Source organism: Brevundimonas sp. Leaf280 (assembly GCF_001422455.1).
Classification (GTDB): domain Bacteria; phylum Pseudomonadota; class Alphaproteobacteria; order Caulobacterales; family Caulobacteraceae; genus Brevundimonas.
The window spans coordinates 630,083-644,876 of sequence record NZ_LMNC01000001.1; the positions used below are offsets into that span (position 1 = coordinate 630,083).

General features: G+C 67.0%; 11 protein-coding genes. 5 read left to right on the top strand and 6 right to left on the bottom strand.

From position 1 onward, the window contains the following. Position 1: 1 nt before the first annotated feature. From ASF31_RS03010 to ASF31_RS03025, 4 genes are read right to left on the bottom strand one after another with little or no spacing between them, the layout of a single operon-like run. Positions 2 to 754 carry an SDR family NAD(P)-dependent oxidoreductase gene (locus tag ASF31_RS03010; protein ID WP_055753241.1) on the bottom strand — a complete coding sequence of 251 codons (753 nt, stop codon included), beginning with the start codon at positions 752 to 754 and terminating at the stop codon, positions 2 to 4. After that, entirely contained in the window at positions 744 to 1,421 is a 678-nt protein-coding gene (locus ASF31_RS03015) for a TenA family transcriptional regulator (protein ID WP_055753242.1), read from the bottom strand. Before ASF31_RS03015 ends, ASF31_RS03010 begins: the two co-directional genes overlap by 11 nt. A gap of 8 nt (positions 1,422 to 1,429) precedes the next feature. Beyond that, on the bottom strand, positions 1,430 to 2,854 hold the full coding sequence (locus ASF31_RS03020; protein WP_055753243.1) for an AMP-binding protein: 1,425 nt from the start codon (positions 2,852 to 2,854) through the stop codon (positions 1,430 to 1,432). Further along, the gene (locus ASF31_RS03025) at positions 2,851 to 3,537 is read right to left on the bottom strand and encodes a thermostable hemolysin (protein ID WP_156355837.1); all 687 of its coding nucleotides are present in this window, start codon (positions 3,535 to 3,537) and stop codon (positions 2,851 to 2,853) included. Before ASF31_RS03025 ends, ASF31_RS03020 begins: the two co-directional genes overlap by 4 nt. Positions 3,538 to 3,658: 121 nt before the next feature. Between ASF31_RS03025 and ASF31_RS03030 the strand changes: the two genes are divergently transcribed. The 3 genes from ASF31_RS03030 (at position 3,659) to ASF31_RS03040 (ending at position 7,676) form a co-directional block, all read left to right on the top strand. Continuing rightward, positions 3,659 to 4,222: an RNA polymerase sigma factor gene (locus tag ASF31_RS03030; protein WP_235551226.1), complete on the top strand. Its 564-nt coding sequence runs from the start codon at positions 3,659 to 3,661 to the stop codon at positions 4,220 to 4,222. A gap of 85 nt (positions 4,223 to 4,307) precedes the next feature. After that, positions 4,308 to 5,279, top strand: a complete 972-nt coding sequence (locus tag ASF31_RS03035) for a FecR domain-containing protein (RefSeq protein ID WP_055753245.1) — start codon at positions 4,308 to 4,310, stop codon at positions 5,277 to 5,279. Between the two features lie 84 nt (positions 5,280 to 5,363). Then, positions 5,364 to 7,676, top strand: coding sequence for a TonB-dependent receptor (locus tag ASF31_RS03040; RefSeq protein WP_055753246.1), 2,313 nt, complete (start codon positions 5,364 to 5,366; stop codon positions 7,674 to 7,676). On the opposite strand, the gene ASF31_RS03045 is transcribed toward ASF31_RS03040, so the two are convergent. Further along, the gene (locus tag ASF31_RS03045; protein WP_200918541.1) at positions 7,677 to 8,366 is read right to left on the bottom strand and encodes a VIT family protein; all 690 of its coding nucleotides are present in this window, start codon (positions 8,364 to 8,366) and stop codon (positions 7,677 to 7,679) included. A 346-nt stretch (positions 8,367 to 8,712) separates the two neighbouring features. Further along, a complete protein-coding gene (locus tag ASF31_RS03050; protein WP_055753248.1) occupies positions 8,713 to 9,804 on the bottom strand; it encodes a DUF2332 domain-containing protein in 1,092 nt (363 codons plus the stop codon). 342 nt (positions 9,805 to 10,146) lie between these two features. Here ASF31_RS03050 and ASF31_RS03055 point away from each other — a divergent pair, with 342 nt between their 5' ends. Both ASF31_RS03055 and ASF31_RS03060 read left to right on the top strand, forming a co-directional pair. Continuing rightward, complete coding sequence (locus ASF31_RS03055; RefSeq protein ID WP_055753249.1) at positions 10,147 to 12,039, top strand: methyl-accepting chemotaxis protein; 1,893 nt, start codon at positions 10,147 to 10,149, stop codon at positions 12,037 to 12,039. A 264-nt stretch (positions 12,040 to 12,303) separates the two neighbouring features. Beyond that, the gene (locus tag ASF31_RS03060; RefSeq protein WP_235551227.1) at positions 12,304 to 14,745 is read left to right on the top strand and encodes a TonB-dependent receptor domain-containing protein; all 2,442 of its coding nucleotides are present in this window, start codon (positions 12,304 to 12,306) and stop codon (positions 14,743 to 14,745) included. Positions 14,746 to 14,794 lie beyond the last annotated feature (49 nt).

Sequence of the window (14,794 nt, forward strand, 5' to 3'; positions counted from 1 at the left end):
TTCAGGCGGCGAACAGGGCGCGGGCCTTCAGGTCGTTGGATTTCAGTGCGCCGTCGATCAAGCCGGGCGCCAGGGCGTTGAGGCGGACGAACAGGCTTTCGGGGAAGCCGAGGTAGACGTCGCGGCGATCTGAGCGGATGGCGGCGACGATGCGATCTGCGATCGGGTCCGGATCGTCGACGGCCATGCCGGTCAGGCGCGCATATTCATCAACCTTGGCGGAGTTGAACGGCGTAGCCACTGCGCGGGGCGCGACATAGGTGACGCCGACGCCCGTGCCGGCCAGTTCGCGGCGCAGCGATTGGCTGAGCGCCCGCATCCCAGCCTTGGCGCTGGAATAGCTGGCGAAGTGGGCGAAGTTGATCGAGCCGAAAATGGAGCCGACGTTGGCGATCTGGCCGTGCTTGCGCGCCTTCATGCCGGGCAGGACGGCCTGGGCCAGACGCGCCGGCGCGACCAGATTGACCATATAGGTCGCCAGCAGATGCTCGGGCGTCTGCTGCTCCAGCGGGCCGAAATGCTGGATGCCAGCGATATTGATCAGAATGTCCCAGGCGCGGACGCCGGCCTGTCCGGCGACGCTGTCGAGGCCCTGCGGGCTCGATAGATCGCCCACCAGGGTGTGATGGCCCGCCACCGGCGCGCGAGCGACGATCGTAACCCGACCGCCCTCCCGCTCGATCCGCTCGACCACGCGACGCCCCAAGGCGCCGGAGCCGCCGGTGATCAGGATGTTGCGATCCTCAAACTGCATCGACCGTCTCCCGCGCTGCGATGTGGGGGATGGAGGCGAAGACCCCGCCGAACAGGCCGAACATCACCTTGGCCATGTGGACGATGGCGGCGCGGTCGTCGATGTCAGACACTCCGTCCAGCAGTTGCTTGAGGAAAAGGATGTGATCCTGATCCAGAGCCCCGTGGGAGATCAGATAGGTGAAGGCGGCGGGCGGCAGGCCGAGGCTTTGCTGCACGGCCTCGGCCCCGACGCTGGCCAGCTGGATGCTGGTGCCTTCCAGCACATAGACCATGCCGAAGAACGCCATCGGGTTGATGCGCTGGATGGTGTCATAGGCGTAGGCCACCATCAGTTCGGTCGCGACGTTCGGGCCGTCATGCACGGTCTGATCGGGGTCGCCGCCGGCGGCGCGGATGTCATTCAGTATCCACTGCTCGTGGCCGGTTTCCTCGGCGATATAGTCGTCGAGCGCGGCCTTGAAGACGGCGTGGTCATCGCTCAGCCGCGCCCGGGCGGCCTGCATCAGCGGCACGGTGTGGCGGACGTGGTGATAGGCCTGGGCCAGATAGGCGACGTAGGTGTCGCGACTGATGCGGCCGGCCAGACCGTCCCTGATCTGGGGGATGGCGGCGAAGGCGGCCCGCTCGGTTGCGGTCGCGGCGACCAGGGTTTCAAAAAACGACATGCGAACTCTCAGGCGGCTTGCGAGGGGGAGGGGGCGTAGGTGCGCAGCAGGGTCTCGCGACGCGGACGACCGTTGGCGGTGATCTGACCGGCGGCGGGATCGAAGGGCGGCACCAGACGCCAGTCGCCGATGCGGGCGTAGTCGGGCAGGCGGGCGTTGGCGCGTGCGACGGCGGCCTCGATCTGGGCCGGGTCGGCGTTGGGCGTCGCCACGATCAGGGCCGACAACGACGCCTGCGCCTCGCCCATCACCATGGCCTGAAGGATCTGCGGCTCGGCCAGAAGCTCGCTTTCGACCCATTCAGGCGCGACGTTGCGGCCGAAGGCGGTGATCAGGGTGTTGGCCTTGCGGCCTTCGATGCTGAGCCGTCCATCGGCGTCGAAGCGGCCGATGTCGCCAGTGTGCAGACGCTCCGGCGCGGGCGCCTGGCCGACGTAGCCAAGGAAGGGATGGGGCGAGACCAGGATTTCGCCGTCGTCGGCCAGATGGACCGCAAGGTGAGGCAGGGGCCGGCCGACCGTGCCGGGGCGGGCGTCGTCCGGACTGTTGAGCGCCACGACCGAGGCGCATTCGCTGAGGCCATAGCCCTCGACCACGGGCAGGCCGGCGTTGGCGGCGGCCTCCAGCAGGGCCGGGGAAACGCGTGCGCCGCCGACCGCGATCATCTCCAGCCGATGATCCAGCCGCATCGCGCCTTGGGCGGCGATCAGGCCGCGCAGCAGTTCGGGAACCAGGATCAGGGTTGTGGCGCCGGTCTGGACAATGGTGGTCAGCAGGCGCGCAAAGTCGGGGCGGAAGGCCTCGCCCATCCCCGCCTCGGCCAGGCTGGCGGCGTGATAGCGGCCGCCGGCCAGAAGCGTCGCATAGAGGCCGGCGACATTCTCCAGCAGCACCGCCAGCGGCAGCACCGGCAGATGCAGCCCGGCGCGATCGCGGCCCAGGACCTGAACCAGAGAGGCGGCGACCGCCTCCATCTGATCCTGCGACAAACAGACGCCTTTGGGCGCGCCGGTCGAGCCGGAGGTGTAGGTGATCTTGGCCGTGCCGGGATGCAGATCGCGCACCGGCAGCCCTGTCGGCGTCAACCGGATCGGCGAGCCGCCCGCCGTCAATTCGCCCGGAGCGCCCGGCGTGATCAGCAGCCCCGCGCCGGCGTCGGCCAGGGCGTGATCGCGTTGAGCGGCCGTGAAGAAGGGCGGGATCGGCACGCTCGGCCGCTGGGCGAGGATCAACGCCAGATCGACGACGACCCAGGCCGGCCCGTTGTCGAGCAGGACCCCGACCGGAGACCGGTCGTCGGCCAAGGCGGCCGCGAGCTGACCGACCTGCGCCAGGAGTTCGGCTGCGGTCAGCGAACCCTCGGCCCGCTGGATCACCACATCATCAGGCGTGGTGCGGGCGCGACGCGACAGGGCGTCCAGAACGGCGCTCATGAGCGATCCTCGTAGTGCAGGCGGGTGCGGACGGCCCGTCCGACCGGCGCCGTTTCGGAGAAGTGGGCCAGCGGCGCGGTCGCCGCGTCGATCGAGCCGGCCAGCACCACCGGATCGGTCTGATAGTAGGCGCCCCAGCTGCCGCCGCCGTCGTCGAGACGGCGCGGATCGGCGCGGGCGAGTTGAAGCGCGCCCAGACCAGCCTTGTGGAAGATGCGGCGCAGTTCGTCGGTCGCGGTGGCGACGGCGAACCTGAGGCCTTCGGACTGCAGATGATGGGCCATGGCGGCGAAAAGGAAGACGGTTGCGCCCCGTCCGCTGGAGGCCAGGCTGCCGATCTCGACCACCTGCGCGCGGTCGATGACGGCGCCGATGGCCTGGCTCAGCATCGTTTCGATGGACCCGTCCAGATACTGCTCGAGATACAGAGGCGCCGCGGCGGCGTGCCGGAAGCCGACGGCGGCGTAGATGACGCCAGCCTCGTCCTGAACACTCATTAGGGTCGGGAAATGGGCCTGGATCTGGCCGCCATAGGCCTCGGCATAGGCCGCCTCGATGAACTGCTCCACGCGGCGACGTTCGCCTCGGCACGGATCGTCGAACCGGATGATGCGCGACGACAGCGTGCGGCGCGCGCGCGGCCGAACCGGATCGGCGTCTTCGGGCAGGCGAACTGGAAACATGCGGGCCTCGGGCCAGGGGACTTCGGGCCAGAGACGACGCGGTGCGGCGACCCCCACAAAAAAATCTTTCGCCGTCGCAATCGCGGTTGCCGCAGAGGGCGCAGCAACCCACGATGGGCTGGTGAACGCCTCTTCCGGTCCCCCTCAGCACGACCCAAGCCGACCGGCGCGGCAAGCCCTGGAGGACGCGTGGCTGGACAGCCGCCCGGCCCTGGTGCGCTTTCTGACGGCGCGCACGGGATCGTCGGCTGCGGCCGAAGATCTGGCGCAGGATGTCTGGGTGCGGCTGCAATCCATGACCGAGGAGGCCGCCGCCGAGGTCCGCCACCCGCAGGCCTTCCTCTATCGCATCGCCGCCAATCTGGCCCTGGATGCGTCCAAGGCGCAGCGTCGTGCCGGCGCGCGCGATCTGGAATGGCGGCGCGCTTCCGCTATCGATGACGCGGCCGAAGCTCAGGATGCGCCGTCGGCCGAGGACGCTGTCTGGGCCAAGCTGAAACTGGAAAAGGTGGTCGCCGCGATCGACCGGATGCCGCCCAAGGCCGCAGAGGCCTTCCGTCTGCACAAGATGGCCGGGCTCAGCCAGACCGAGGTCGCCGAACGGATGGGCGTCTCGCGCAGCGCGGTCGAAAAATACGTTTCCGCCTCGCTGAAGGAACTGCTGCTGCGGGTCGGTTGGCCATGACGACCGGATTTCGCCATTTTTCATTGAGGATGCGGCGCGACCGCGTCGTCTCTCCCCCAAAGCCCGCTCGGGCCCGGACCGGATCATGACCCAGGACGACGTCATCAAGGACGAGGAGATCGCCGCCCAGGCCGCCGCCTGGGTCGTGCGTCTGCGCGCCGATGATGTGACGATCGTGGACATCGACGCGGCCACGGCCTGGCTCGATCAAGACCCGGCTTATCGGCGCGCCTTCGACGAGGCCGAGGGGCTGTGGGCAGCTTCAGACGACCTAGCCAACGTTCAGCCGGCGCCGGTCATCGACCTGTCGGCGCACCGCGAGCGGCGCAGGGGCCTGGGGCGGCGATGGATGGTGGCGGTCCCGGCGGTGGCTGCGGCCCTCGCCGCGGCGATCTTCCTGGGTCCGATGCTGCAAACCGCGCCGACCTTGGTCTACAGCACCGCGCCCGGCGAAACGCGGACGGTGACGCTGGACGACGGATCGCGGCTTCAGATCAACGGCGGCTCGACCCTGTCGGTGAAGATGGAGCGGGGACGGCGTCTGGTGCATATGGATCAGGCCGAGGCGACCTTCGACGTGGCGCATGACGCCGGCCGACCCTTCCTGATCGATGTCGGCGAAAGCCAGGTGCGTGTGGTCGGCACGGCGTTCAACATCCGCAGATCCACCGACGACACCCAAGTTGCGGTGCTGCGGGGCCTCGTCGAGGTCCGCGACCTGAACCAGCCCGCGCGGCGGGTGCGTCTGACGGTCGGTCAGTCGGTCCAGCGCGACGACGCCGACGACCGGATGACCGTGGCCCCTGTCGATGTCCGCACTGCCGCCGCCTGGACCCAGGGCCGACGGGCCTATGACGATCGACCGCTGCGCGAGATCGCCGCCGACCTCAGCCGCGCCTTCGCTACGCCGGTGACCGTGGCGCCGAATGCGGCGAACCTGCGCTTCTCCGGCACGCTGGTGCTTGATGACGAAGCGGCTGTGATCGGCCGGCTGGAACGGTTCCTGCCGATCAAGGCCACTCGCGGGCCGCAAGGGGTTCGTCTAGAACGGCGCTGAACCTGCTTCGGACGTCGCCTTTTGGTACGAGCCTTCCTCTGCGCCCTGGTCGTCGTTTGCGGTGTGACCACGCCGTCGATCAGCATGGCCCAAGGCCGTTCCGCGCTTCAGGTGTCGGTCTCGCCTCAGCCGTTGCGGAGCGCCGTTCTCGACTTCGGCCTGCAGGCGGGCGTCAGCATCGACGCCGCCGGAACCGATCGATGCGGCCCCACGCGCGGGGTGAGGGGGAGGCTTTCTGTCGATGTGGCCCTGTCGAGGCTGATGCTGGGCACACACTGCGTTGCGACCCGCGTCGGCGACGGCGCCTACAGGATCGTGCGGGTCGCCGCCTCGCCGCCTGTCGTCGCGCGAACGATCGCAGCGCCGCCCGCGCCCGTCACCCCGACGACCCTGGATGAAGTCGTGGTGACCGCGTCACGCACGGACAATCTGCTGCTGTCGCGCGCGCCCTATGGCCTGTCGTCGCTGGACGGGGTGACGCTGGAACGGGCCGGGGTCAGCGACCTAGACGGCGTCGCTGCTCGCGTCTCCGGCCTGACGGTCACAAACCTGGGGCCGGGACGCGACAAGCTCTTCATTCGCGGCCTGGCGGACGGACCCGTTGCGGGACAGGCGCAAAGCCTGATCGGGCTCTATCTCGACGATGTGCGCCTGACCTACGACGCGCCCGATCCGGCGTTGCGTCTGGCCGACATCGAACGGGTCGAGGTTCTGCGTGGGCCGCAGGGGGCGCTGTACGGCGCCGGCTCGATGGGCGGCGTCGTTCAGATGGTCAGTCGCGCGCCGGACCTGGACGGCGTCTATGGGCGCGTGACGGCGGAGGGGGCGCTGACGGCCGGCGGCGCGCCGGGCGACGCCGTCGAGCTGATGATCAACGCCCCGATCCTTCGCGATCGCTTGGCGGTCCGGGTCGTCGGCTATGACGAGACGGTCGGCGGCTACGTCGATGACGAGGCCCTTAGCCTGAGCAATACCGGCGGCATGCATCGGCAGGGGCTGAGGGCGGCGGCGCTGCTGCGTCTGAACCACGGCTGGACCTTGAAGACGGGCTTCCTGGCCCAGACCATCGACGTCGACGACAGCCAGTACGCCAACCTGGGCGCCGACCAACCCTATGCGCGTCGTCGCAGCCTGACGGAGCCCAGCCGCAACGATTTCGACGGCGTCTGGGCCTCGGTGGACGGGGATTTGGGCTGGGCGCGGCTGCGGGCCTCGTCCAGCGTTCAGTCGCACAGCCTTGATGCGCGCTACGATGCGACGCCTTGGGCCGGACTGTTCGGGCTTACGGGAACAGCGGCGCTGGACCAGACCGACGACTTGTCGGCTGCGGTGCATGAGGTGCGGTTGAACGGCGACTTTGGCGCACGGCTGAAGTGGAGCGCCGGGGTGTTCTTCTCGGAATACACCCACACCCGCACCGTCGCGATCTCCGACGGGCAGGGCGGTCTGGAGGTCTATCGACAGCACAGGCGCGACCATGTGGACGAGGCGGCTCTGTTCGGCGACGCCGCCTATGCGCTGACCGACCGCCTGAAGATCACCGCCGGCGCTCGGCTGTTCCGCATCGGGGTCGAGCATCGCAGCGAAACCGACGGCGCTCCGACGGAGGTGTCCGGAGAAGACGCCCTGGTCGATATCACCCCGCGTCTGGTGATCGAATATGACCGAGGTCCCTTCGTCTTCTACGCCCTGGCGACCGAGGGTTATCGCGGGCCGGGCTTCAACGCCGGCGCCGTGCCAAGCGGCGACCGGCAGCCCGCGCGGCGCGTGAAGCCGGACGAGATCGTCGCCGGCGAGCTGGGCGCGCGCTTCACCCTGTTCGAAGGGCGACTGCGCGGGCGAAGCGCGGTCTTCGTCGCCGATTGGCGCAACATCCAGTCGGACCGGTTCGACGGCCGGGGTCTGCCCTTCACCGCCAACCTGGGCGACGGGCGCAATCGCGGCATCGAGGGCGAGGTCGAATGGCGCGACGGCCCATGGACGCTGGATGCGCATGCCGTCGTCAATGATCCCGAGTTGACCCGACCGGATCCCGGTTTCGCGCTGGGGACCGATACGCGCCTGCCGGCGGTCGCCGATTTCAGCGTGCAGGGCGGCCTCGTGCATGAGGCGCATCTGGCGCACGCGACGGTGCGTTCGGAGCTTCGCCTGGGCTATGTCGGCCCGACGGATATCGCCCTGTCGCCGACCTCGACCGGCGCGTCGGCCGGCTATCTGACCAGTTCGCTGGGCGTCGGCGTGGAGATCGATCGCTGGGCGATCAGGGCGTCGATGGACAATCTGTTCAACCGCAGCGACGACACCTTCACCTTCGGCAATCCCTTCTACGCCTCGGGCGACATCAGCACGCCGCAACGACCGCTCACCGCCCGCCTGGCCCTGACCGCCCGTTTCTGATCAGGCGGCGATGTGGAACAGCCGGCCCACGCCCGCCGTGATGGCCATGGCGAGCGCGCCCCAGAAGACGACGCGCAGGACCGATCGTCCGACAGGCGCGCCGCCTGCGCGAGCGCCCAGAGCGCCGAGCACAGCCAGGCCCAGCAGGGCGGAAACCGCGACCCAGATCGCCAGCGTGTCCAGCGGCGCGACGGCAGCGACGACCAGAGGCAAGGCGGCCCCGGCCGAGAAGGTGATCGCCGAGGTCAGCGCCGCCTGGATCGGCCGCGCGGTGGTGATCTCCGAAATACCCAGCTCATCGCGCGCATGGGCGCCCAGCGCGTCATGCGCCATCATCTGACGCGCCACCTCGGTCGCCAGATCCGGCGCGACGCCTCGCCCGACATAGATGCCGGCCAGTTCGCGCGTCTCCGCTTCATGATCGCCGGCCAGTTCGACCGCCTCGCGCGCCAGATCGGCCTTTTCGGTGTCGGACTGCGAACTGACCGAGACATATTCGCCCGCCGCCATCGACATCGCGCCTGCCGCCAATCCAGCGACGCCCGCGATCAGGATGCCGCCATGACCGGTCGCCGCCGCCGCGACGCCAACGACCAGACTGGCCGTCGACACCAGCCCGTCATTGGCCCCCAACACCGCCGCCCTAAGCCAGCCGATCCGATCGACCCGGTGAGTTTCACTGTGGGGCATGATGTGTTCCTCGCCATATCAACTCGCCCGCGAAACCCAGCCAACACAAGAGAGGCTGTTGCATGACGCGGGCGCTGATTGAACGCAGAATGAGGCGCAAGAAACAAAGATAACGGATGATTGAGCTCATCGACAGCCACGCTTATTGGTCACGCGAACTAGCGCAAGACTTTTAAGAGCAGCGTTTCGATGACTTGGAGCGGCTGGCCGGTCCGCATCGGACAGATCCCGTATTCCTGACTGAATCAATGATTGAGCGGGAACGGGGCGACCCGACTTCAATAAGTTTTCCACCACCCTATGCGATAAAATTGATCGGGAACGCGATATGGACAATGGCTTAGCCTCACGCTGCCAGAGCCGCCGCAGATGACAGCAACCACTCCAATTCGTCGCCGTAGGGGTGGCAGTGCGCCAGGACGCGGGTTTCGCCGGCAGGCCAGGCTGTCAGGCGCAGTTCGACTTGGCTGCGGTCGCGCGTCCATTCGAAGCTGATCCAGAGCAATGGGTGGTCGGCGTCGGCGCGGCGGCCGGCGGTCGAGAGCAACGCTGTGATCTGGCGACGGTCGTCGTCGCTGAGATATTGCAGCACCATGGTGTGCATAACGACGCGGCAGCGCCCGGCTGGCTGCGGCTCGGCCAGCCGGTCGGCCAGCCAGGGCACGGCGTCGCCCTGATCGATGCGCGGGGGATGATCGGCGGCGATGCGTAGGGCGTTCTCTAGGCGTCGGGTGCGCGCCGGCTGGTCGGCCCAGGCGAAGGCCAGCAGCCGCTCGCGATGCGCCGGGTCTGCGGCGTTCAGCGGATGCAGGTCGACGCCGCGCGCCGCCACGATGGAGACCGGGCCGACCTTCGGCGATGCACCCTGCCACAGGGGCTCGATCTGCACGTCCGAGAAGGGATCGCCAGCTGACGCTGAGCCAAGGGCATAGGCGTAGCGATCCAGATTCAGGTTCAGGCCGCAGCTGGACCCGAGCTCGAGCAACTCGAAGGGCATGGCGCGATCCAGAGGGGCGGCCATCAGCGCGCTCATCAGCGCGGCGGCGCGCGCCACCTCGTTCGTTTGCGGCGGATGCAGGATCCAGTCGGCGATGTATCGATCGTTCCGGGCCAGGGCGTCGGCCACGGCCGCGTCGAAGTCGGTGTGTTCGCGACGATAGAGGCTGGTCAGGGCGTAGGACCGGCCCGCGCGCGCCAAGGCGTGCAGGGCGCCGTTCAAGCGCAGGGCCAAGGCGGCGGCGGCCTGATCGCCTGGCCAGTCATACAGCCGTGCGGCCGTCAGCGGCGCGTGAGACAGCTGCCGGCTTGCGGCTTCGAGAACGCAGGCGACGAAGGGCGACCCCATGGCGCGGCAACGGTCAGCCTGGGCCGCAAGTTCTTGGGTGAACCGGTCGGCGACGGGGCAGATCATCCAGTCACCAATGGCATCGTCGCGCATTCCGAATAAAACGAACTGTTACTTGTGTGCCCCAAGTTCGAAAAGTATTCGCTCAAGGGTTGCGCCCCGACGTTGCTTGAAGCGCGGACGGGAAGGGTGACTTACCTATGATCACCTCGCTTAACAGCGTGTGAATCTCGCGAAATTCAGGTCCGGTCGATGTAAGCGGCCAAGCGTCTCCAGCTTAACTATCTTTTTAGTCGTTCCGTCATAGGGGTGTATAGTCACCTGAAAAACAGGGTGTTTTGCGTAGCTCGAACCAAGACCGGGCGGTGCGCAGTGGCGTCAGCTGAGTAATTAGCTGCCCCTAGGTAAGTATAAGTGCGTAACGGGGGCGAGCTCATGATGTCCAAGATGCGAATTCCGAAGAAGCTGCGGCTTTCCTTCACCCTGATCTGCGTCTCGGCGGCGGTCATGATGGCGGTGTTCTTCGCCACGATCATGATGATCCGCGCGTCCATCGAGAGCAACAATCTCAGCCGCACGATCGAGGCGCAGGCGATGTCGCTGGAAACCGCGATCCTGCGTCAGAACAGCCAGTTTCGAGGCTTTCTGGTCACCGGCGACGAGACCTATCTGAAATCCTACTACGAAGGGCGCGACGAGTTCGACAAGGTCGTCGTCGAACTGAAGGGTCAGCTGGGCGACGTGGAAAAACAGGCGCTGCTCGAAAAGTCGCGCCTGGCCACCCTGGCTTGGAGGGCCGATTGGGGCGATCGCATAATCGCCGAGGTTCGCGCCGGCAAGCGCGAGCAGGCGCAGCAAGAAGTCCGTGACGCGGGCAAGAAGGTTCTGGTCAGCGACGCCGTCCTGCCTCTGCGCGATCTGCGTGAGGCCGAAGCCGCCGTCACCGAGAAAAATCTGGAACGTCAGCAGGCTGCGATCGTCACCGCGATCATCGCCCTGATCGTCGGCGGCATCGCCCTGATCACGATCGCCATGGTTCTGTCGGCCATGCTCAGCCGCATGATCGCGCGTCCGATCACGGTCTTGACAGAGGCCATGGGGCAGCTGGCCAAGGGCGACAACGACATCGTCGTGGACGCCAGCCATGCCGACGAACTGGGCGACATGGCGCGCGCGGTCCTGGTGTTCCGCGACACGGCTCTGGCCAAGGCCGAGGCCGAACGGGCCAAGGCGGCCGCCGATCTGGCCAAGGACGCCGCCGAGCGCGAGAAGATCGTCGCCGACGCCGCGCAACGTCACGTCGTCGAGGAGCTCGACACAGCTCTGGAAGCCTTGGCCGCCGGTGATTTGACCCACACCATTCGCACGCCGTTCGCCCCGGAATATGAGCGCCTGCGCACGGCCTTCAACGTGGCGGTCCAGGGTCTGGAAGAAAGCCTGGCCAGCGTCGCCGGTTCGGCACAGAGCGTTCGCCTGGGCGCCACCCAAATCTGCTCGGCGTCCGAAACCCTGTCGTTGCGAACCGAACAGCAGGCGTCCAGCCTGCAGCAAACCACCACCGCCACCAACCACGTCACCGACATGGTCGGCGACACGGCGCGCAGCGCGGCCAACGCCCGCAACGCCATCACCCTGGCCAATGGCGACGCCGCGGACGGTCGCGTGATCGTTGAAGAAGCGATCGTCGCCATGGACGCCATCAAGGCCGGATCGCAGGAGATCGGCGAGATCATCAACATGATCGACGCCATCGCCCTACAGACCAATCTTCTGGCCCTGAACGCCGGCGTCGAGGCCGCGCGGGCGGGCGATGCGGGGCGTGGGTTCGCCGTGGTCGCGGGCGAGGTGCGCGAACTGGCCAAACGCACCGTCGACGCCGCCAAGGACATCAAGCAGCTGATCAGCCGCTCTTCGGACGAGGTGCGGCTGGGCGTCGACCGAGTCGGCGAAACGAGCGAGATGCTGGCGCGGGTCGTGTCCAAGATCGGCGACGCCAACACCCTGATCGTGGACATCGCGCAAGGAGCGCAGGTCCAGTCCGAGAACCTGAAGCAGGTCAACAGCGCCGTCGGTAGCATGGACCGCATGACCCAGCAGAACGCCGCCATGGCGGAAGAGGCGACGGCGGCGGCGCGCATCCTGGCGACCGAAGCCGATGAGCTGGCGACCCTGGTTTCCAGATTCCGGCTGAATACGACGACCTCGGCCGCGCCGGTGCCTCGCCGGGACACCGCGTCCGCCCCGAGGCCGGCGCCCAAGGTCATCCGCACGGTCGGTGCGCTCGCCCTGTCGAGCGAAGCGGCCGATGACGACTGGAACGAGTTTTAAGATATCAAGCCAGTTGAGTGTAGAAGAAATCGGCGCAGCAATCCAATCTTTGTAAGCGCCGTTATGTCAGTATTAATCCGTAGTCTGGCATTATAAATCATCAAACACATCCGTGTTTTATTGATAACAGCCATGCAAGAAACTGCATGGAAGAATTTCCGAACGAAAATCAGTTGTCCAGTCTCTGCACTGCAAGACAACGCCTTGGAGGCTTCCTTGAAATCCCTGTACCTCACGGCTGCGTTTGCGCCGCTTATCCTCGCCATGCCTGCTCATGCGCAGACGCAGCCTGCGCCGCAGCGCCAGACGGCCTGGGAGGCCAGCCGGACGCGGGCCAATGACGACGTGATCGTGACGGGCGTGGCCAAGGCGCGCGACAGGCTGGACAGCGCGACCTCGACCAGCTCGATCAACGATGTCGAGATCGCCAAGATCGGCGCCTATTCCGTCAACGACCTGTTCCGCACCATCCCCGGCATTCGCGCCGAGGCCAGCACGGGCGAGACCAACGGCAACTATACGATCCGCGGCCTGCCCATGGTCAGCACCGGCGCGAAGTACCTGCAATTCCAGGAAGACGGTCTGCCGGTCCTGGAGTTCGGCGACATCCTGGCGCTGACGTCCGACTATTTCATGCGCTACGACTTCAACGTCGGCCAGATCGAGTCCATCCGCGGCGGGTCGTCCTCGACCTTCGCCTCCAACGCGCCGGGCGGCGTGATCAACCTGATCTCGCAGACGGGTGAGGTCGAAGGCGGCTCGGTCCAGGTGTCTTCGGGCCTGGATTACGACACCTACCGCGGCGACTTCAGCTATGGCGGTCACCTGAGCGACACCGTGCGCTTCCACGTCGGCGGCTTCTATCGCGAGGGTGAAGGCCCGCGCGACGCCGGCTTCACGGGCAACAAGGGCGGCCAGATCAAGGCCAACATCACCAAGACCTTCGACGGCGGCTTCGTGCGTCTGTACGGCAAGATCCTGGATGACACCGTCGTCGCCTATGGTCCGACGCCTCTGCTGGTGTCCGGCACGAACGACGATCCCAACTACAGCGACGTTCCCAACTTCTCGATGACGCGCGACACCCTGACGTCGCGCAACACCACGGTCTTCCCGCTGCTGGACGGCGACAACAACCTGAAGCGCGTCAATCTGCAGGACGGCAATCAGGTTCAGGTGCGCGCGTTGGGCTTCCAGACCCGCTTCAACCTGCACGGCTGGACGATTTCCGAGCACATGCGCTATGCGCAGCAATCGGGTGATCAGTCGTTCAACTACCCGCTGGCCGTGGTGCCGGCGGCCCAGGCGCCGCTGGCGTTCGGTCGTCGTCCCGGAACCCTGGCCTATGCCACGGGGCCGCGCGCCGGTCAGGCGATCACCAGCCCGACGACCCTGAACGGCAACGGCCTGCTGGCCTATTCGACCCTGGTCCACACCGACATCGGCAGCCTGGACAACTTCACCAACGACCTGCGCGCCAACCGCGTCTGGAAGATCGGCGGCGGCGACCTGACGACCACCGTTGGCGTCTATTCGGCCCAGCAGGATCTGAAGTTTGATCGCCAGTACATCCCGTTCCTTCAGGATGTCGTGGGCGGCGGAAACTCGGCCCTGGTCGATATCTTCAATACGAACGGCACGCCCCGCACCCAGGACGGCGTCGTCAACTTCTTCGGTCCCTCGGGCGCCGGGTCCAACTCGCGCACCGATGTGACCTACAAGGTGCTGGCGCCCTATGCCTCGCTGAACTACCGGCTGGGCAAGCTGGCGCTGGGCGGATCGATCCGTTTCGACAGCGGCGACGTTAGCGGCCGCACGGTGGCCAACGGTCTGACCGACGTCCGCACCATCGACGTGGACAACGATGGCGTCATCTCGGAAGCCGAGCGCACCTTCGCCTTCCCGCCGGCCGCCAGCGCAACCCCGGTCGACTACGACTACGACTATGTCTCGTATTCGCTCAGCGCCAACTATCGCGTGTCGGACAGCTTCTCGACCTTCGCCCGCTACAGCGAGGGCGCGCGCGCCGCGGCGGACAAGATCCTGCGTTCGCCGGCCATCAGCAATGTCGACGGCGACCTGCTGCAGGCCGACGCGGCCTATGATCCGGTAAACCAGGCCGAGATCGGCATGAAGTATCGCGCCAACGGCCTGTTCGCCAACGTCACGGGCTTCTGGGCCGAGGTCAGCGAGACCAATCAGCAGATCCGTGCGGATGCCGGCGGCGTCACCCGTCTGGTGCTGGTCCAGCGCAGCTATGAGGCCAAGGGCGCCGAGTTCGAGGCCGGCGTGCGTCACGGTCCGTTCAGCCTGACCGGCAGCGCCACTGTCACCAGCGCCGAGATCACCAAGGCCGAGGATGCGGCCCTGGTCGGCAACTCGCCGCGCCGTCAGGCCGACCTGATCTTCCAGGTCATGCCGCAGTACGAGACGGACCTGTTCACGGTCGGCGCCAGCGTCGTCGGCACGACCGAGAGCTATACGCAGGACGTCAACCAGCTGAAGATGCCGGGCTACGCGACCGTCAACGCCTTCGTCCAGGTGCGCCCCATCGACCGCGTCGTGCTGTCGGTGACCGCCAACAACCTGTTCGACGAAACAGCGCTGACGGAAGTGTCGGCCGACAGCCTGCCCGCCAGCGGCGTGGTCCTGGCACAGGCCCTGCCGGGCCGCACCGTCACCGCGGCCGTGCGCTTCTACTTCTGATGCCGTGCAGGCTTCCGGGCGTCAGCCCGGAAGCCTGAATGCTTTTGAC

Coding starts and splice junctions, on each gene's coding strand:
- ASF31_RS03035 (WP_055753245.1), top strand. CDS start 4,308: ATGACCCAGGACGACGTCATCAAGGACGAGGAGATCGCCGCCCAGGCC.
- ASF31_RS03040 (WP_055753246.1), top strand. CDS start 5,364: ATGGCCCAAGGCCGTTCCGCGCTTCAGGTGTCGGTCTCGCCTCAGCCG.
- ASF31_RS03060 (WP_235551227.1), top strand. CDS start 12,304: ATGCCTGCTCATGCGCAGACGCAGCCTGCGCCGCAGCGCCAGACGGCC.
- ASF31_RS03020 (WP_055753243.1), bottom strand. CDS start 2,854: ATGAGCGCCGTTCTGGACGCCCTGTCGCGTCGCGCCCGCACCACGCCT.
- ASF31_RS03050 (WP_055753248.1), bottom strand. CDS start 9,804: ATGCGCGACGATGCCATTGGTGACTGGATGATCTGCCCCGTCGCCGAC.
- ASF31_RS03010 (WP_055753241.1), bottom strand. CDS start 754: ATGCAGTTTGAGGATCGCAACATCCTGATCACCGGCGGCTCCGGCGCC.
- ASF31_RS03055 (WP_055753249.1), top strand. CDS start 10,147: ATGATGTCCAAGATGCGAATTCCGAAGAAGCTGCGGCTTTCCTTCACC.
- ASF31_RS03045 (WP_200918541.1), bottom strand. CDS start 8,366: ATGCCCCACAGTGAAACTCACCGGGTCGATCGGATCGGCTGGCTTAGG.
- ASF31_RS03015 (WP_055753242.1), bottom strand. CDS start 1,421: ATGTCGTTTTTTGAAACCCTGGTCGCCGCGACCGCAACCGAGCGGGCC.
- ASF31_RS03025 (WP_156355837.1), bottom strand. CDS start 3,537: ATGTTTCCAGTTCGCCTGCCCGAAGACGCCGATCCGGTTCGGCCGCGC.